The sequence below is a fragment of the Aliidiomarina taiwanensis genome (genome assembly GCF_003987015.1).
Lineage (GTDB): Bacteria > Pseudomonadota > Gammaproteobacteria > Enterobacterales > Alteromonadaceae > Aliidiomarina > Aliidiomarina taiwanensis.
Genome location: NZ_PIPQ01000001.1, coordinates 676,922 through 695,849 on the forward strand (window position 1 = coordinate 676,922; position 18,928 = coordinate 695,849).

Below are 18,928 nucleotides of genomic sequence, written 5' to 3' on the forward strand. Positions count from 1 at the left end.
TTTTCTGTTAAGTGTTCGACAGTTCTTGTGCGAGGTATTGCCAGGTGTCTACCACTGTGTCTGGGTTCAGTGACACCGAGTCAATGCCTTGTTCTACCAGCCAGTGGGCAAAGTCGGGGTGATCCGACGGCCCTTGGCCGCAAATTCCCACATACTTACCGCGCTTCTTGGCTGTTTGAATGGCCATTGACAGCAAGGCTTTCACCGCTTCGTCACGCTCGTCAAACAGGTGCGCAATAACGCCTGAGTCACGGTCGAGGCCAAGCGTTAGCTGGGTTAAGTCGTTGGAGCCAATGGAGAAACCATCGAAAATGTCGAGGAATTGGTCTGCCAGTAACGCGTTAGACGGTAACTCACACATCATAATAACACGTAAGCCGTTTTCGCCTTGGCGTAAACCATGCTTAGCCAACACTTCAATAACCCCCCGCCCTTCTTCAAGCGTACGCACAAACGGGATCATTATTTCCACGTTGGTTAAGCCCATGTCGTTACGAACACGTTTAATAGCTTCACACTCAAGGGCAAAACATGGCTCGAACTCTTCCGACAAGTAACGGGAAGCACCACGGAAGCCCAGCATTGGGTTTTCTTCTTCTGGCTCGTACTGGTTACCACCGAGCAAGTTGGCGTATTCGTTCGACTTAAAGTCAGACATACGGACAATCACTCGCTCTGGCGCAAAAGACGCAGCCAAGGTGGAGATACCTTCCACTAAACGACGAATGTAGAACTCAATGGGGTCTGGGTAACCAACAATATGGTCACGAATAGCCGCCTGCATTTCGTCGGTTTGTGAGTCAAACTCGAGCAAGGCCCGTGGGTGCACGCCTATCATGCGGTTAATAATAAACTCAAGCCGCGCTAAACCAACCCCTTCATGAGGCAAGGTAGCAAAGTCAAAGGCACGGTCTGGGTTGCCCACGTTCATCATAATTTTTAACGGCAGGCTTGGCATGCTACCAATTTCTGTTTGGGTCACATCAAAGTTCAATGTGCCTTTGTAGATCATGCCGGTGTCGCCTTCAGCACAAGACACAGTGACATCAATACCGTCACTAATTTGCTCGGTGGCGTTACCACAGCCAACCACCGCTGGAATGCCTAGTTCGCGCGCAATAATTGCGGCGTGACAGGTACGGCCCCCACGGTTAGTGACAATGGCAGACGCCCGCTTCATAATAGGCTCCCAGTCGGGGTCTGTCATGTCCGTTACCAGTACGTCGCCTGGTTGCACTTGGTCCATGTCGTCAATGGAGTTCAGAACACGTGCCACGCCACTGCCAATACGCTGACCAATGGCACGGCCAGAGGCCAGTACTTCCGAGGTTTCTTGCAAGGCAAAACGCTCAATGCTTTGCCCTTTTTCGTTTGAGCGCACAGTTTCAGGACGGGCCTGTACTATGTAGAGTTTGCCGTCTTGACCGTCTTTCGCCCACTCAATGTCCATGGGGCGGCCATAATGCTGTTCAATAATAACGGCTTGCTTGGCTAACTCGTGAATTTCTTCGTCAGACAAAGAAAACTGACGCTGACGCGCTTCGTCTACGTCTTGCACTTGCACTTGTTCACCGTGCTCTGTGCTGCCTGAGTAAACCATTTCAATTTTTTTGCTGCCCATGGTACGGCGCAAAATGGCTGGGCGGCTTGCTGCCAATGTTGGCTTATGCACAAAGAACTCGTCCGGGTTAACCGCACCCTGCACCACCATTTCTCCTAACCCGTAGGAAGAGGTAATAAACACCACTTGGTCAAAGCCAGACTCGGTGTCAATGGAGAACATCACACCGGCGGTGGCTAAGTCTGAACGCACCATACGTTGAATGCCCGCAGACAAGGCTACGCCTCTGTGGTCGTAACCCTGATGCACTCGGTAAGAAATAGCTCGGTCGTTAAATAAAGAAGCAAACACGTGTTTGGTTGCTTCCATCACAGCGTCGATACCCTGTACGTTCAAAAAGGTTTCTTGCTGACCAGCAAAGGAAGCGTCTGGCATATCTTCTGCGGTGGCGGAGCTACGGACGGCGAAACTAACATCGCTTTGGCCGGCACTCAGGGTGTCGTAGGCTTGGCGTATTGCTTCTTCGAATTCGGGTTGGAACGGAGTTTCAATAATCCACTCGCGAATTTGCTTACCTGCTACGGCAAGTGCTTTGACGTCGTTCACATCCAATGTGTCGAGTAATGCATAGATCTTATCGTTTAAGCCGCTTTGCTCAAGAAAGCTGTTGAATGCTTCCGAGGTTGTTGCAAAGCCACCTGGCACAGTAACGCCTGCACCGGCTAAGTTACTGATCATTTCTCCGAGGGAGGCGTTTTTACCCCCAACTCGGCTTACATCACCCATTCCTAAATCTTGATACCAAAGTACAAAGTCTTGCACGGTCTTTTCCTTGTTATCTGCGCATAAATGCTGGAGCGTTTGAAGGTGCAATCATTTTACACATTCCACAGCAAAAGGTTAACATGAATGTCCACTTGTATACTCGAGATAAACAACTTTTATGCGTACAGCCTTTTATATATCCGACGGAACAGCATTAACCTCAGAAACATTTGGTCACGCCATCCTTTCTTTATTCCCCGTAGAGGTGAAACACCGCACCCTTTCGTTTATCGACGACGAAAATAAAGCCCGCTTAGCCGTTGAAGAAATAAATGCTGAGTTTGCAGCTCAAGGGGAAAAGCCCCTTATTTTTCACACCATTATAGACCCGATGATTAAAAACATAGTGACCAGTAGCCAAGCCGTTGCTTTCGACTTCTTGGACCATTATGTGGCACCAGTGCAGGCTGAACTGGGTGTTGAGCCTCAACCAAGAACCAATAGAACCCACGGTATTCACCAAGACTATTCCTTTCGGATTGACGCCGTTGACTACACCCTCGCTAACGACGACGGAGTGACAACCAAAAACTATCCTGAAGCCGACATTATTTTGGTGGGAGCCTCACGCACGGGGAAAACTCCAACCTGTCTGTACTTGGCCCTGCAGTATGGCGTAAAAGCCGCAAATTACCCGCTCACGGAAGAGGACATGGCGGACTTGTCATTGCCGAGTGACTTGAAAATGCACCGCCATAAGTTATTTGGTTTAACCATAGACGCCACGCGACTCCAACAAATACGCGACAACCGCATGGCAAATAGCCGGTATGCGTCAACGGAGCAGTGCGAAAAAGAAGTAGAGCATATAGAAAGCATGTATCGGCGGGAGGCTATTCCCTATTTAAACTCAACCCATGCTTCGGTTGAAGAAATAGCAGCCAAAATTATGGCCATTACAAAATTAAAGCGCTACCGGTATTAGGTAGCGCTTTCAGAAAGGTGTCCGCTCAGAAATTTAGCTTAGGACCCTTTAGTTTACTTTGTTGGTGCTCTCGAAAATTTTATCTGCAGAGGCTGCAACAAAGCCTGTATACAAGCCACCTTCGGGTAACTCGTAGCGGCGTGCAAACTCGTAAAAGCAGCTTGGAATTTTAGCCGTGCGGTCACTAAACTGCACATCCACTTCGTCGGCCATGGTGGACGACTGCTCTAAGAATACCTCTGGCGAGCCTTTAATTTCGCCGCCTGACGTGTTCAATGTAAAGCCCGCTTCTTTTAGCAGCTGGTTTACATGTTCAAGCGTGGCAAAGTCATTTAGCTCATTCACGTTCACAGTGAAGTGGTTGGCACAAAAACCAAAGGTGCTTAACCACGCGGCGTACTCGCTTTCTTGCAGCAAGCTTTCGTAGCGTGAATAGTCAATGTCCCAGTGCGTTCCCGAGAACATAAACTCAGGCTGTTTTACGTCTTCTGGGTTAATTTGCGCCACAATGGAATGCACAAACTCTTGCAGTTCAGGACTGAACTTTTCAACCAACAACTCACTTAAAAATATTTTGGGTAGGTTCGGGTTTTCATGTTCAAAATGCTTAGCGCGTAACTTTTTCTCTTCAAAGTGGTAGTCGCCGTTGGCAAAGTACCCCATACCCTCAAACAGCTTCGCTAAAGACTCTAAGCCAATCGGCTCGATGTTGAAAGTACGAAAAGCCACGTGGTCGTTGATAATTTCATTACCCTGGCCAAGAACTTGGTGCACTTTCGCCGCAGACGGTGTGCGGGAAATGTAGTCTTGCCACAGTAACTCAAAAAACTGATCTGCTTGCATTATGTTCTACTGCTCCTTAAACGTTGGTTTGTCCTTGGCGTGCATTCGCCAACGACTTCGAAACTAAAAACGCCAGCTCTAAAACCTGGTCGGCATTTAACCTAGGGTCGCACTGGCTTTTGTAGCGTTGTACAAGGTCCGACTCGGAAATGGCATAAGCTCCGCCTGTGCACTCGGTGACGTCCTCACCGGTCATTTCCAAATGAATTCCACCCGCATACGAGCCTTCCGCTTGATGAATTGCAAAGAATTGCTCGAGTTCACGCACAATGGCGTTAAAGTTACGGGTTTTGTACCCATTTCCTGTTTTTACTGTGTTGCCGTGCATCGGGTCGCTCGACCAAATAACATGGCGCCCTTCCGCTTCCACTTTCCGAATCAGCTTGGGCAAATGCTCCGCCAGGTTGTCTGCGCCCATGCGAGTAATAAAGGTTAAGCGGCCCGGCTTGTTGTCTGGGTTCAGGGTGTCCATTAAGGCCATAACGTCGTCTGGCTGTGTGCTTGGCCCCAGCTTGACCCCAATGGGGTTATTGAGCCCGCGGAAAAACTCCACGTGGGCATGGTCTAACTGACGGGTACGCTCACCAATCCAAAGCATATGCGCCGAACAGTTATAGGGAAGCCCCGTTAAGGTGTCGATACGCGTTAACGCTTCTTCATAAGGCAACAGTAAGGCCTCGTGAGACGTGAACAGCTCGGTTTCATGAATCGTCGGGTGGGTTTCTGAAGTAATCCCAATCACTTGCATAAAACGCAACGACTCTTCGAGCTTGCTGGCAAGCTCCAGGTACTTGTCCTTCAAGGGGTTTGCTTCCACAAAGCTCATATTCCACTTATGCACTTTATGTAAGTCAGCCAAGCCCCCTTGCGCAAATGCACGCAATAAGTTTAAACACGCCGCAGAGTGATGATACGCAGTGATCATGCGGTTCGGATCAGGTACCCGTGCTTCTGCCGTAAATTCAGCGCCATTAATAATGTCGCCTCGGTAGCTGGGTAGGCTCATATCGCCTATGGTTTCCAAGTCGCTTGAACGAGGCTTGGCATACTGGCCGGCCATGCGGGCTACCTTGGTGACAGGGCATGAGCCTGCAAAGGTCAGTACAATGGCCATTTGCAAAATAACTTTGAAGGTGTCGCGTATTTTGGGTGCGGTAAAGTCTTGGAATGACTCTGCACAGTCGCCCCCTTGCAGTAAAAAGCCTTGCCCCTGACAGACCTGCGCGAGGTTGGCTTCTAAGCTACGAATCTCCTCGGCAAACACCAGCGGTGGAAACGACTTTAGTTGGGCTTCAACTGCGGCTAGTTGGGCTTTATCAAGATAATCAGGTTGCTGTTGGGCTGGAAAATCACGCCAGCTACTTGTACTCCATGCTGGGTTATTTGAGGACATCTTATACCTTTATACGAACATCTGAGAAAAGCACCTACCGAGTGGTGCAAAAGAGTACAAATAGTATCGGCTGGCTTATATAAACGCAACCGCTACAGGCGACTATCGGGGCCTTGGTACGGACTTTATCGGTCCTAAGCTGCCATATTCTCCAGCGCCGAGTCGGCTCAATGGATTTATGGCTTCTGCAGACACCTGAATGCGGGTTCTTTGCTGCCCTTGTTTGTCTGTAAACTCAATACGCTCGGCGCAATGGTCCGCAATATAAATACACTCTACTTCTCCAAATACGAGGGTTTGCGAAGAGCCAGGTAACTGATACGTGCTATGTCGCTTACAGCCGTAAGCAACAGGTGCCTCGGCTAACCGCGGCAAGGGGAACCCCTCAAAAGGTACTGTGGGCATATCAATGTTCGCAAGTTCCGACTCGGTTGCTGGCAGCGTGCGCGATGTTTCTGTCACAGCTTCCGCTTGTTCAGCACTGGCAATATGCACGACAAAGTATGGTGAAGCTTGAATATTGGCCGCTGTGTCCTTGAGCTCCCCTGGTGACTTTTCATCCACAGAGAACATCAGCAGCGGCGGTTTACTTGAAACCGCCGTGAAGTAAGAGAATGGCGCTAGGTTCAAGTGCCCCTGTGTATGCTGAGAAAGCACCCAAGCAATGGGTCGGGGTACCAAGGTTTGGGTCATGGTATGGTACACCTGGTTCTTGCTCATACTGGCCAGTTCAATAATCATGAAAAGCGTCCTTGTTGCAGCGCCATAATGCGCTTTTCCAAAGGTGGGTGGGTTAAAAATAATTCACTGACTTGCTTCTTGCCACCTCGAATACCAAAGGCTGCTAATGAGCCTTCTAGCTCCGACTCGTCCATACGCCCTTGCCCTAACCGTTGTAGGGCCGCGATCATTTTATTGGCTCCTACTAAGCGTGCAGCGCCGGCGTCGGCACGGTATTCGCGCTGACGGGAAAAATACATAACAATTATGCTGGCCAAGAAGCCAAACAAAATTTCAAAGGCCATGACCAAGCCAAAGTACAGAAAACCACCCTGCCCATGCTCTTCGTCTTGGTTGCTGCGCATCATGTTGTTTACTGCCCCAGCAATAATACGGGCTAAGAAAATAACAAAGGTGTTTACCACCCCTTGAATTAACGTCAAGGTAACCATGTCGCCATTGGCCACGTGGCTTACTTCATGGGCTAATACGGCTTCCACTTCGTCTCGGGTCATGGAGCGTAACAGTCCTGTAGACACAGCAACCAGCGAGTTGTCGCGGCTGGGGCCTGTGGCAAAGGCGTTGGGCTCGGGCGAGTTATAAATAGCCACTTCCGGCATTTTAATACCGGCCTGCTGCGCTTGGCGTGCCACAGTGTTCAATAGCCAGTGCTCTACTTCATTTTGCGGCTGGGTAATTACCTGCGCACCGGTTGAGCGCTTGGCCATCCACTTAGAAATAGCTAGGGAAAGAAATGAGCCACCAAAACCAAACACAGCAGCAAATAACAATAAGCCGGAGGTACTTCCAAAGTCGATGCCAAGCACCGCCATCAAAATATTCACAACCAGGCTAAACACAACCAAAATGGCAAGGTTGGTTGCTAGAAAAAGAATCGTACGTTTCATAAGAATGTGACCTATACAGCTAAACACAATACAACTGCTTCATAGATGGGGGCAGATGCCGTAAGTTCAATGTTTTACGTGTAAATGATAAGCTTCGCTTTCACTTTTAGTAACGAAAGGACATGAACACATGCGTAACCTGCTGTTAATGAGTAGTTCTCGTGCAGACAACCCCGACTATTTGGCCCACGGTCTACCTTGGCTGAGCGAACATTTCGCTGGCAAACGGGTGCTGTTTATCCCTTATGCAGGCGTCACCATGAGCCATGAGACCTACACAGGCATGGTGCAAGAGGCGTTGGCTAAAGAGAACATTCAAGTAACAGGTATTCAGGACTATACCCAGCCTGCGGAAGCCATTGCCGAAGCCGAGGCAGTAGCCGTTGGCGGCGGGAATACCTATATGCTGCTGCATACCCTTTACGAAACCGGCAGCCTTGACGTTTTAAAGCGTCGTATTCAAGAAGGCATGCCTTATGCGGGTTGGAGCGCAGGCTCGAACATTGCAGGGCCAAGCATTCGCACCACCAACGATATGCCCATTATTCAGCCACGCTCCTTTAACGCTTTAAACGTGGTGCCTTTTCAGTTAAACCCTCACTTTACCGACGCAATGCCAAAAGGTCACCGCGGTGAAACCCGCAGCCAACGCATTGCCGAGTTTATGGTGGTGGACAGCCACACGCCTGTGCTGGGAATTATGGAAGGCACAGCATTAAAAGTACAAGGCCAGCACATGCAGCTTCTCGGTGAGAAAGACGGGGTTGTGTTTGCTGACAACACCCGCCGCACCTTAAAAGCTGGCAGCACTATTTCACACTGGCTTTAATGTGTTAATTTTGCAGCAGCTGCGCCCCAAACTGGGCATGCTGCTGCAACCACTGTTGCCTTTCTTGTTCCGTCGCCATAAACGGCACTTCCGCTAACATGGGTACAGGTAAAGCATGCTGTAGGTAAGCCAAGTTCGCGGCATACTCTGCCATAGGTGTTGGCTCGGGTGAGTTAGCAACCCAGCCCAAACAACGCAGCCCACGCGCTTGTATGTCTTGCCAAGTAAGTAACGCATGGTTTAAACAACCGAGCCGCATGCCCACCACCAAGACCACAGGTAGTTGGTTTAAACACACCCAGTCGGCTAGGGTTTCTTTTGCATTTAAAGGCAGCAGCCAGCCGCCAGCGCCTTCAATCACGAGATGATCCATCTGCTTTGGCAATGCTTCGAAGTGTTCTTGCACCAACTGCACCGACAAGGGAAGCTGCGCATACTGAGCCGCTATATGCGGCGCTATAGGCTGTGGTAAAGCAATAGGATTAACACTGGCATACCCCCACTGGCTGGTGCTGGCACTTTGCAATAGTAAGGCGTCTTCATTCACCCATTGGCCTTGCCCATTTTGTTCGCAGCCAGCCGCAATGGGTTTCCAACCATGGTTCACCGCCGTGTATGGCAGCGTGGACAAAATCAGTTCCGCCACCTGGCTTTTCCCAATTTCAGTGTCCGTGCCTGTCACAAAAACTCGCTGGGTCATAAACACCTCATGTATATGCTTGGATGAATGCAAGGTGATAAGTAAGAGGTATGCCCTGCTCTTGCTCAAAAGCAGCGAGGGCTTGGTGGACTTGGCGTAACCAATGGGGAGTCCGCAAGCCCCGCGACTAAGAACACTGCAGTACGCGGCTTGCGCCTATAGCCTTCATACTGCGTAATAAGTTGGCTGCAGAATCATGGTGGGTGGTAATTTGGGTTTGCTCTACAAGCACCTGTTGAAAGCCGGCTTGTTGCAAGGCCTGTTGCCACTGGGCAGCCCTTGGGTAACGGTTCACACGGGTTAGCAGCCCTAGTTGCTGCAAATGCTTTAATTCGACTAAGCTGCCTTGAATTAAGGTGGACACATGAATACGCCCACCGGGCTTGCACACCCGAAATAACTCTGCGGCCACCTGTTCTGGCTGCGGACACCACTGCAAAGCCAAATTAGAAAACACCAAGTCTGTTACGCTATTGGGCAGCGGTAATGCCTGAGCATCGCCTACTAGCCAGTGTGTCCCTGCAGGCATACCATAGCGCTTGCGGGCTTGCCCTATCATGGCGGGTGACAGGTCTACGCCGAGGTAATTTTTGCTTAACGTATGTAGTTTTGGCCAATGCACCCCCGAGCCACATCCCAAATCGAGGAGTTGCTTAGCAGGCTGCTTGTGCGCAGCCAGAGTCTGCTGCAGTAATAATTGGGCGGCTTGCTGTTGCAGGGTGGCCGTGTTTGCGCCATAACAAAGCGTCTGATATTTGGCCGCAGCCCGGTTAAATGCTTGCTGTACATGCACCTCGCTCATTGCGTCTCCTCAACCCACGGGGCACTTTGCTGCTGTAACGCTTGGTGCAATGCTTGCACCGTTTGTTGAATGGACTGGGGAGTTTGCTGCAAGCTGATGGTAAAACGCACGCGAGCTTTCCCTTGCGGCACCGTTGGTGGCCGAATGGCTACTGCGGTTATGCCTTGTTGCTGCAATTGCTGGCTTAAACGCAACGCCTTGTCTGCTGAACCAAGCACACAAGGTAAAATAGCACTTACAGGCCCCTGTTCAGGTAACAGTAAAGGAATGCCGAGCTGCGTTGCTTCCTGTTGAAACAGCTTGACCTGAGTTGCTAACTGTTGCTGCAACGCCAAAGACTCGTCTTGAACAAGTTCAATGGCAGCCAGTACCGCACAGGCTTGTGCAGCCGGCATAGCGGTACTGTAAATGTATTCCCCGGCTGTTTGTACCAAGTATTCAATAAAAGCCTTATCACCCGCCACAAAAGCGCCCTGGCAGCCCAAAGCTTTACCAAAGGTGGCCGTAAGCAGGTCAATGTGAGACATATAGCTTGCGGGGACTGAACCACGCCCTGCTTGCCCACGCGCCCCTAACCCATGAGCGTCATCAACAAACAACAAAGTGTTGCGGCCGTGCTTTTTCTGATCTGCTTTTAGCGCAATGAAGTCAGCTAAAGGAGCGCTGTCCCCGTCCATGCTAAATAAACCTTCGGTAACTAAGACGCCGGGGGTCGAATGGGGGAGCGTGTTAAGTTGTTTGCGAGCATGCTCTACGTGGTTGTGGTGAAAACGCAATAAGCGCTGACCTTGTGCTGCGCCCGACAAGGCCCCCGCATACAAAGACGCGTGGCTTAATCGGTCTAGCGCTGGCACAGCCCCTAGTTGCGTCAGCGCTTTCATACAGGCTTGGTTGGCGGCGTAGCCGGAATTGAATAACAACACGGACTCGACCCCTAGCCAAGCGCACAGCGCTTCTTCTAGCGCTTGATGCGGCCCTTGGTAACCCGTTGTTAATGGGCTGCCGCCCGAGCCAGCACCCCACACTTCTAACCCTTGTTGAAAGGCTTGGATCACCTTTGGATGGGTGCTTAAAGCCAAATAGTCATTACTCGAAAAATTAAAGGCCCGGGTACCCATAGCGGTCACCTGACGGCTCCGCCATAGCGCCTTTTCTTTACGCGCTTGTTGAAACGCTTTTAGTTGTTGTTGCAGCCCCATGGCGTTAAGGTGCGGCATTGTAAAACAGAGGTTCAGGGGCTAAGGCTTGATGCGCTTGGTCCACAGCCGTGGCCTCCTGTTCAAGCTGTTGCTGGTGCACTGAGCGCTGCTCCGGCACTATGCCAAGGCGAGCAAAGAGCTGCTGGTCGGCTTCCGCTTCCGGGTTGTCTGTGGTGAGAAGTTTTTCACCATAAAATATGGAGTTGGCCCCAGCAAAGAAACAGAGGGCTTGTAACTCGTCGCTCATGGCTTCACGCCCTGCCGACAAACGCACATGCGAGGTGGGCATTAATATACGTGCCACGGCAATGGTCCGCACAAACTCAAACGGGTCAAGATCGTCCAAGTCTGCCATGGGGGTGCCAGGTACTTTCACCAGCATGTTAATGGGCACGCTTTCCGGTGGTTGTTCCATGTTCGCCAGTTGTTGGAGTAGACCCACACGATCCTTCGCCTGCTCGCCCATACCAACAATACCACCCGAGCAGACTTTCATGCCGGCACTGCGCACATTTTCAATGGTATTGAGCCTGTCTGCATAAGTGCGCGTCGTAATAATATCGCCGTAATATTCTGGTGAGGTGTCTAAATTATGGTTGTAGTAGTCTAAGCCTGCTTCAGCTAAGGCTTGCGCTTTTTCACCGTTGAGCATGCCCAAGGTCATACAGGTTTCTAAGCCTAATTCGCGTACGCCTTGTATCATGGCCTGAAGCTTTGGCATGTCGCGATCTTTCGGATCGCGCCACGCGGCCCCCATGCAGAAGCGCGTCGCACCCGTCGACTTAGCCCGCTCGGCTTGCTTTAACACCTGTTGCACTTCCATTAACTGCTCCTTTTCTAGCCCCGTGTCGTACCGGGCACTTTGTGGGCAGTATTTACAGTCTTCAGGGCAAGCTCCGGTTTTAATCGAAAGCAAGGTGGAAACCTGCACTTCGTTCGGCTTAAAATGTGCGCGGTGAACGGTTTGAGCTTGAAAAAGTAAATCGTTAAATGGGAGCTCAAATAAAGCCTGTATTTGCTCCCGTTTCCATGCAGTGGTCATACTGGTTCCTATCGCCATGAATTTACTCGATAAGAATAACTGCACAAGGTAAACTGTCAACAAACCAAAAGAAAAGTAGTTTACCTATGATTGAATTTCAAACAGTACAAGATGGCTTGGCCTTTGACGCCCGGCATATTTGGCACCCCTATACGTCGCTCCGTAACCCGCTACCTACCTACCCTGTGGTGTCTGCGACGGGCACCAAATTAACCCTAGCGGACGGCACCGAATTAGTGGATGGTATGGCCTCTTGGTGGTCGGCCATTCATGGGTATAACCACCCGCGGCTAAACCAAGCGTTAGTTGATCAAGCCAGTCAAATGAGCCATGTCATGTTTGGCGGCATCACCCACCCTCCCGCGGTGCAACTGGCGCGGCAGCTGCTGGCCATGGCACCGGAAGGGCTTGACGCCGTATTCTTCGCTGACTCGGGCTCGGTTGCGGTGGAAGTCGCCATAAAAATGGCTCTGCAATACCAAACCAGCCGCGGCAAACCCGAGAAAAGCCGGTTGCTCACCATTCGTCAGGGATACCATGGCGACACCTTTGCGGCCATGGCCGTTTGCGACCCGGTGAATGGCATGCACGGCTTGTTTCAAAGTGTGTTACCACACCACCTGTTTGCTCCAGCGCCGCAGCTAAAACCCGAGGACACCTGGCAAGACGTGGAGCTTGACGCCTTTGAGAGTTTGCTTGCTGCGCATCACCAGGAATTAGCAGCCATTATTCTTGAGCCTATTGTACAAGGCGCAGGCGGTATGCGCTTTTATCACCCAGGCTTCTTGGCGGGCGCCCGTCGTCTTGCCGACGCCTACGACGTGTTGCTGATTGCCGATGAAATAGCCACTGGATTTGGTCGTACGGGGCGTTTGTTTGCCTGTGAGCATGCCAATATCAGCCCTGATATACTGTGTGTCGGGAAGGCGCTCACGGGTGGTTACATGACGTTAGCCGCCACCTTAGCCAGCCGGCATGTGGCAGACACCATAGGTCAAGGTGAAGCCAGTGTGCTCATGCACGGACCGACTTTTATGGCCAACCCACTTGCTTGTGCCGTAGCCTGCGAAAGTTTAGCCATGGTTGCTGAAGGTCACTGGCAGCAAGATGTACCACGCATTGAAGCCCAATTGAAACGAGAGCTCGCGCCTTGCAGGGCGTATGAACAAGTGGCCGACGTGCGCGTGTTCGGTGCAATTGGTGTCGTGGAAATGAAAACGCCCATTGATGTAGCGAAAGCGCAAGCCTTCTTGGTAAAACAAGGGGTTTGGATACGTCCCTTCGGGACCTTGCTGTATATCATGCCGCCTTATATTGCGACGGAACAAGATATTCAGCAGTTAACGCAGGCAATCGCGGCTTTTTGCCAACATTTTGCTTGAGTATCATGGCGAGCAAGGTAACATAACAATCCATTTTTAACATGCAGTTGGAGAACATCAATGACCTTTGCAGTTGTCAAAGACATTTTGGCAGGAAAACATGCTGTGGGTGACACAGTTGTGCTACGTGGCTGGGTGCGCACTCGGCGCGACTCGAAAGCTGGCTTTTCCTTTATAAATTTGCACGACGGCTCGTGCTTTGACGCTGTGCAGGCTGTCGTTCCTAATTCGCTAGAAAATTACAGCTCTGAAGTACAAAAACTAACCACCAGCTGCTCTGTGTCTGTCACAGCGACTGTGGTGGAGTCTCAGGGCAAAGGCCAAGAGTTTGAGCTCCAAGTCAGTGCGTTGGAAGTACTTGGCTGGGTAGAAGATCCGGAAACTTACCCCATGGCCCCAAAACGCCACAGCATGGAGTATTTACGCGAATATGCGCATTTACGTCCGCGCACGAACATTACCGGTGCTGTAACGCGTGTACGCCACACCCTGGCGCAAGCCTTACACCGTTTTTTCCATGAGAATAACTTCTTCTGGGTAAGCACCCCCATTATTACCACCAGTGACGCCGAAGGCGCGGGTGAATTGTTCCGGGTTTCTACCTTGGACATGACCAACCTGCCGCTGACCGACAAAGGCCAAGTGGATTACAACGAAGACTTCTTCGGCAAAGAAGCTTTCTTAACCGTGTCCGGCCAGCTGAATGCGGAAGCTTATGCTTGCGCTCTATCGAAAGTGTACACCTTTGGCCCTACTTTCCGTGCCGAAAACTCCAACACCAGCCGCCACCTTGCGGAGTTCTGGATGGTTGAGCCTGAAGTAGCCTTTGCTGACTTAGACGATATTGCCAAGCTGTCTGAAGACATGCTGAAGTATGTGTTCAAAGCGGTACTGGAAGAGCGTGCTGACGACATGGCATTTTTTGCCCAGCGTGTAGACAAAGACGCCATTACCCGCCTCGAGCACATGATTTCAAACGACTTCGTGCACATGGACTACACGGACGCCATTGATATTCTGTTAAAGAGCGGCAAAGAGTTTAAATACCCGGTGGCATGGGGTGTTGATCTGCAGTCTGAGCATGAGCGTTATCTCGCTGAAGAGCATGTAGGCGCACCTGTTATTTTGAAAAACTACCCGAGGGACATTAAAGCCTTCTATATGCGCCAAAACGAAGACGGCAAAACCGTTGCGGCCATGGACGTATTAGCCCCAGGTATTGGTGAAATTATTGGTGGTAGTGCCCGTGAAGAACGCTTAGACCTGCTTGACAAGCGCATTGACGAAATGGGCTTACCGAAAGAAGAGTACAGCTGGTACCGCGACTTACGCCGTTATGGCACAGTCCCTCACGCCGGTTTTGGCTTAGGTTTCGAGCGTTTAGTGTCGTATGTAACGGGTATGTCGAACATTCGCGACGTTATCCCCTTCCCGCGTGCACCCCATAGCGCCGACTTCTAAAAACGCTGTAAAACCATAAACAGTAAGAATAAAAAACCCCAACCTAGGTTGGGGTTTTTTCGTACCGACGAACATTATTTCTTCAGGTTTTCTTCAAACAACTTATGAATTTTCCGGAACTCATTTAACCAGCTGGAAGGCTGCACGAAACCGTGCGGCTCCACTGGGAAAATAGCCGTTTCGAAGTTTTCTTTTTCCAGCTCAATAAAGCGCTGCACAATACGCACTGTGTCTTGGAAGAAGACGTTGTCGTCTACCATAGGCGCATTGATCAGCAAGGCGTCTTCCAGGCCGTCGGCGAAGTAAATAGGCGAACTTCGACGGTAAGCAATGGCGTCGTCCTGAGGCAGGTTCAAAATATTCGACGTGTAGCCTGTATTGTAGTGCGCCCAGTCTGTCACCGGCCGTAAAGCGGCACCCGCTTGGAATAGGCCTGGCTCTTTGAACAGGGCCATAAAGGTTAAGAAACCACCGTAAGAGCCGCCATAAGTACCTACACGCTCTGTGTCCACATGACGGTGCTCGCCCATCCAGTTCACCACGTCTACTAGGTCTTCAACCTCGGGTGTACCCATTTGACGATAAATCGCTGTGCGCCAGTCGCGGCCATAACCTGCTGAGCCACGGTAGTCGAGGTCTAGCACCACGTACCCTTGTTCTACCAGTAAGTTGTGGTACATGAATTCGCGGAAATAGTTCGACCAACCAGCGTGGGCATTTTGCAGGTAGCCCGCACCGTGAATAAACACCACGGCTGGATACTTTTCCGCTGCGTTTGCGTCGTACCCTTCAGGTAAGTACACCCGGCTGTAAATGGGGTGGTCGCCATGGCTCGACGGCACCGCCACTATTTCAGGCGCTGTCCACGGCATGGCAGCAAACTGCTCCGACACGGTATAGGTTATGCGGTTGGCTGTTGCGCCTGCCCGGTTTTCTTGCACATAAAGTTCGGTTGGCTGCAGTGCATTTGAATGAGACAAAAGCAGCTGCGACTCGTCTGGGCTTAGCACAAACGACGTCATACCGCCCAAATCGGTTAATTGCTGCACTTCACCACCATCAACAGACACCCGATACACTTCATACACACCCGGGTGGGTTTTATTGCCTTGGAAATAGAAGTTTTCGCCGGCATTGTCTAATACCACTTGCTGTACTTGGTACGCGCCCGAGGTCAGCTGCTGAGTACGGCCCTTATTGCCTAAGTCGCGCACATATAAATGCCCATAACCGCTTTCTTCTGAGGTATACCACAGCTTATTACTGTTCGGTAACCACCCCATGTCGTTGAAATGACGGTTAATCCAGGCGTCATCGTGCAAACGGTGCTGGTTCACTAACGTCTTTTCAGCAAAGTCTATGGTGGCTATCCAGCGGTCTTTGTTGTCCCAAGCGCGTAGCATCACAGCAACACCCCTGCCGTCTGCTTGCCAAGCTATATTGCCTTGTCCTGCAGCCCAGTTAGGGAGTACGCCAATGGCGCGCGGCTTTCGCTCGCTGGTATAGGTTTCACCACGGGCTGCGTAGTTTTCTTCACGCACCTCACGCAACACGTCCTCGTCAAACCCTGGCAGGCTTTCATAGCTCAGTGCGTGCTTTTCACCAGTGACAATGTCGAGAAGAAATAGCTCATGACTAACGGGCTTTGCGTCGGCCACACGGCGCCGCACGTTTTGCATCTCGATACGACCTGACTCGGTAACAAAACGCGGCATGAGGTCACCCTCACCGCGCCATCCTTGCGGTTTGGAAATCGCCACGATCAGCTTGTCTGCTGTGGGCGAAAGGCTAGCTGCGACAACCTGCTGACCTTTGCCTAAGTAAAATGGCTTGGGTGCTGTGGCCGGGTTTTCTGTTTGCACTGCGCTTTTGTAGTCGTGTCGTTGCTGGCGCTGACGGCGTTGAACTTGGTTGTACAGCATTAAGTCAACTTCTTCTTTCGCCAGGTAGTCACTGGGTGCTTGTACTGGCTCTGGCGCATCGGAGGTCGCCAAACTCGCCACCAACTGTGTACGTCCGGTTTGGGCGTCCATAGCATAGAAGTCGTTACCTTGACGGTAGCTTAATCGACCGTCGGCTAAAAACTGCAAGCTACTGCGGTTGGCATTGTCTTGCGTTAGCTGAGAGATTGCGCCTGTCGCTAAGTCCACTGCGAATATATTGCGTTCAAAAATATAAGCCGCACGGGTACGGTCCGCGTTATAAACTCGGGAGTTTGTGGCTTCGTGATGCAATGCACTTAAGGCCACTTCACTCACATGAGGCTGACCATTTTCAAATGCAACACGCTGTAAAGTGCGCACTGGACTGCCTTCTTGTTTCTGCTGGAACAATACCTGTTTGCCGTCCAGTGACCAAAACGGACGCTCTGGGCTACGGCCTATCCAGTCTGGATCGGCCATAATTTGTTCCATGGTAAAGGCTGGGGCATCAACAGCTGCTGGTGCACGTTCAACTGCCGTGGCAGTTTGCAGTGAAGCTGCTGGCACCACACTGGCCGTCGACTGTGCCGTATTGTCTGTCATCGCACAGGACGTGCTAAACAGGGCAGCAGAAATAGCTAACACAAGTGTTTTCTTCATTCTTAATTCCTATTGAGAATGCCAAGGGCTAAAAGTCGTTCTATTAAAACAAAAGCGCCCGCCGGTGGCGAGCGCTGTTGCGGTTAACGGTCAGGCTTCAGCGTCGGGTTGAGCTTCAGGCTGCGCTTGCTGGAACGCAGGTAAAGCTTGCAAACGCTCATACACCCCCATTAACCGAGGGTATGGGCTTAAGTCCACCTGAAAACGTTTGGCATTATACACTTGTGGCACCAAGCATACATCCGCAAGGCTTACCGTGTCGCCTACACAATAATCGCCAGCGTATTGCTCAAGCCGTTGCTCAAAGGCCGCAAAGGTAGTTGCAACCCAATGGTGAATCCAGTCTAAACGAGCCTCGTCCGACACCCTTAACGTGCCGGTTAAATACTGCAATACACGCAAGTTGGTAATTGGCTGAAGTTCTGCCGCCATATCCAAGGCTAAGCTGCGCACAATAGCTGCTTGCTTAGGGTCTTCGGGAATAAGGCGGTTTTTCGGATGTTGAGCGTCAAGGTACTCAATAATAGCCAGCGACTGGTTCAACACCAAGTCGCCGTCCACCAGGGTAGGCACCAAGCCCACCGGGTTCAATGCCCTATATGCCGCTTGTTTCTGTTCGCCACCGTCTTTTACCAAGTGCACCGGCTCATACTCAAAAGCAAGGCCCTTTAAGTGCATGGCAATACGCGTTCGATAACTTGCAGACGAACGCCAGTAACCGTAGAGCTTCACGACTTTGGCCCTTTGTACTGCACCATTTTCTGGTCGATAGCACCAAAAATAGACGCGCCCTCTTCGTCTAGCATTTCAATACGAATGCTGTCACCAAAACTCATAAAAGGAGTGCTGGGCTTGCCGTCACGAATGGTTTCTATCATGCGCACTTCGGCAATACAGCTGTAACCGACACCGCCTTCATCAATACTCGAGCCATGCTCGGTCCCCTGTTTATTGGACACCGTACCAGAGCCAATAATGGTTCCTGCACTTAATGGACGCGACTTCGCCGCATGAGCAACTAGCTGAGCAAAGTCAAAGGTCATGTCTTCACCTGCGTTCGGCTTACCAAATAGTTTGCCGTTATATGTGGAAAGCAGGGGTAAGTGCACTTTATTTTGCTGCCACTTGTCACCGAGCTCGTCAGGCGTAATGGCAACAGGCGAGAAGACGGACGACGGCTTCGACTGGAAAAAGCCGAACCCTTTGGCCAGCTCACCGGGAATCAGACCGCGCAGCGAAACGTCGTTCACTAACATCAACAGCTTAATATGCTGGCCCGCTGCAGCGGCATTGACCGCCATGGGCACATCGTTGGTGATAACAGCCACTTCAGCTTCAAAGTCAATGCCCCACTCGTCGCTCGGCAGTGGTACATTCTCCCGCGGCCCAATGAAAGCGTCCGAGCCGCCCTGATACATCAGTGGGTCTTCCCAAAAGCTGGGGGGCATTTCTGCACCACGGGCTTTGCGCACAAGTTCCACGTGGTTAACATAAGCACTACCATCGGCCCACTGATACGCGCGCGGCAACGGCGACTCACAATTCGTCTCGTCAAAGGCCACGTCGTCGTTCAGCTTGTCGTTATTCAGAGCAATGTACACTTCTTTCAACTTAGGCTCTACTTCGTCCCAGCTATCAATGGCTTGTTGCATGGTGCTGGCTATTTCAGGTACAGCCACAGCACGTTTTAGGTCGCGGCTAACCACCACCAAGTATCCGTCGCGCGTTCCGTCACGATAGGTTGCTAATTTCATTC

At 51.1% G+C, this 18,928-nt stretch carries 16 protein-coding genes; 4 read left to right on the forward strand and 12 right to left on the reverse strand.

Annotated elements, in window-relative coordinates; translation table 11 throughout:
* Window positions 1-7 precede the first annotated feature (7 nt).
* Window positions 8-2,383, reverse strand: a complete 2,376-nt coding sequence (gene ppsA, locus CWE15_RS03145; protein ID WP_126756577.1) for a phosphoenolpyruvate synthase — start codon at window positions 2,381-2,383, stop codon at window positions 8-10.
* A gap of 121 nt (window positions 2,384-2,504) precedes the next feature.
* Here ppsA and ppsR point away from each other — a divergent pair, with 121 nt between their 5' ends.
* Window positions 2,505-3,311, forward strand: a complete 807-nt coding sequence (gene ppsR, locus CWE15_RS03150) for a posphoenolpyruvate synthetase regulatory kinase/phosphorylase PpsR (RefSeq protein WP_126756578.1) — start codon at window positions 2,505-2,507, stop codon at window positions 3,309-3,311.
* A 48-nt stretch (window positions 3,312-3,359) separates the two neighbouring features.
* Here the strand turns inward: ppsR and CWE15_RS03155 are convergent, their stop codons facing one another.
* The 4 genes from CWE15_RS03155 to htpX form a co-directional block, all read right to left on the reverse strand.
* Complete coding sequence (locus tag CWE15_RS03155; protein WP_126756579.1) at window positions 3,360-4,154, reverse strand: DUF1338 domain-containing protein; 795 nt, start codon at window positions 4,152-4,154, stop codon at window positions 3,360-3,362.
* A gap of 16 nt (window positions 4,155-4,170) precedes the next feature.
* Window positions 4,171-5,547, reverse strand: a complete 1,377-nt coding sequence (locus tag CWE15_RS03160; protein WP_126756580.1) for a class II 3-deoxy-7-phosphoheptulonate synthase — start codon at window positions 5,545-5,547, stop codon at window positions 4,171-4,173.
* Between the two features lie 102 nt (window positions 5,548-5,649).
* Window positions 5,650-6,288 (reverse strand): flavin reductase family protein, encoded by a 639-nt coding sequence (locus CWE15_RS03165; RefSeq protein ID WP_126756581.1) that lies wholly within the window; start codon window positions 6,286-6,288, stop codon window positions 5,650-5,652.
* Complete coding sequence (htpX, locus tag CWE15_RS03170) at window positions 6,285-7,175, reverse strand: protease HtpX (protein WP_126756582.1); 891 nt, start codon at window positions 7,173-7,175, stop codon at window positions 6,285-6,287. Before htpX ends, CWE15_RS03165 begins: the two co-directional genes overlap by 4 nt.
* A 130-nt stretch (window positions 7,176-7,305) precedes the next feature.
* On the opposite strand from htpX, the gene pepE reads away from it, so the two are divergent.
* Complete coding sequence (pepE, locus tag CWE15_RS03175) at window positions 7,306-8,004, forward strand: dipeptidase PepE (RefSeq protein WP_126756583.1); 699 nt, start codon at window positions 7,306-7,308, stop codon at window positions 8,002-8,004.
* A gap of 4 nt (window positions 8,005-8,008) precedes the next feature.
* Here pepE and bioD read toward each other — a convergent pair whose 3' ends face one another.
* From bioD to bioB, 4 genes are all read right to left on the reverse strand, one after another.
* Complete coding sequence (gene bioD / locus CWE15_RS03180) at window positions 8,009-8,704, reverse strand: dethiobiotin synthase (protein ID WP_126756584.1); 696 nt, start codon at window positions 8,702-8,704, stop codon at window positions 8,009-8,011.
* 127 nt (window positions 8,705-8,831) lie between these two features.
* On the reverse strand, window positions 8,832-9,506 hold the full coding sequence (locus CWE15_RS03185) for a methyltransferase domain-containing protein (RefSeq protein WP_126756585.1): 675 nt from the start codon (window positions 9,504-9,506) through the stop codon (window positions 8,832-8,834).
* Window positions 9,503-10,723, reverse strand: coding sequence for an aminotransferase class I/II-fold pyridoxal phosphate-dependent enzyme (locus CWE15_RS03190; protein ID WP_126756586.1), 1,221 nt, complete (start codon window positions 10,721-10,723; stop codon window positions 9,503-9,505). Before CWE15_RS03190 ends, CWE15_RS03185 begins: the two co-directional genes overlap by 4 nt.
* The gene (gene bioB, locus CWE15_RS03195) at window positions 10,710-11,747 is read right to left on the reverse strand and encodes a biotin synthase BioB (RefSeq protein ID WP_198674964.1); all 1,038 of its coding nucleotides are present in this window, start codon (window positions 11,745-11,747) and stop codon (window positions 10,710-10,712) included. The genes CWE15_RS03190 and bioB overlap by 14 nt, the downstream gene beginning before the upstream one ends.
* An 86-nt stretch (window positions 11,748-11,833) precedes the next feature.
* Here bioB and bioA point away from each other — a divergent pair, with 86 nt between their 5' ends.
* Both bioA and asnS read left to right on the forward strand, forming a co-directional pair.
* Entirely contained in the window at window positions 11,834-13,129 is a 1,296-nt protein-coding gene (bioA, locus tag CWE15_RS03200) for an adenosylmethionine--8-amino-7-oxononanoate transaminase (protein WP_126756588.1), read from the forward strand.
* Between the two features lie 60 nt (window positions 13,130-13,189).
* Window positions 13,190-14,590, forward strand: coding sequence for an asparagine--tRNA ligase (gene asnS / locus CWE15_RS03205; RefSeq protein WP_126756589.1), 1,401 nt, complete (start codon window positions 13,190-13,192; stop codon window positions 14,588-14,590).
* Between the two features lie 74 nt (window positions 14,591-14,664).
* On the opposite strand, the gene CWE15_RS03210 is transcribed toward asnS, so the two are convergent.
* From CWE15_RS03210 to CWE15_RS03220, 3 genes are all read right to left on the reverse strand, one after another.
* Entirely contained in the window at window positions 14,665-17,172 is a 2,508-nt protein-coding gene (locus tag CWE15_RS03210; protein ID WP_126756590.1) for a prolyl oligopeptidase family serine peptidase, read from the reverse strand.
* A 90-nt stretch (window positions 17,173-17,262) separates the two neighbouring features.
* Window positions 17,263-17,904, reverse strand: coding sequence for a maleylacetoacetate isomerase (maiA, locus tag CWE15_RS03215; protein WP_126756591.1), 642 nt, complete (start codon window positions 17,902-17,904; stop codon window positions 17,263-17,265).
* Complete coding sequence (locus CWE15_RS03220) at window positions 17,901-18,926, reverse strand: fumarylacetoacetate hydrolase family protein (protein ID WP_126756592.1); 1,026 nt, start codon at window positions 18,924-18,926, stop codon at window positions 17,901-17,903. Before CWE15_RS03220 ends, maiA begins: the two co-directional genes overlap by 4 nt.
* Window positions 18,927-18,928: the final 2 nt, after the last annotated feature.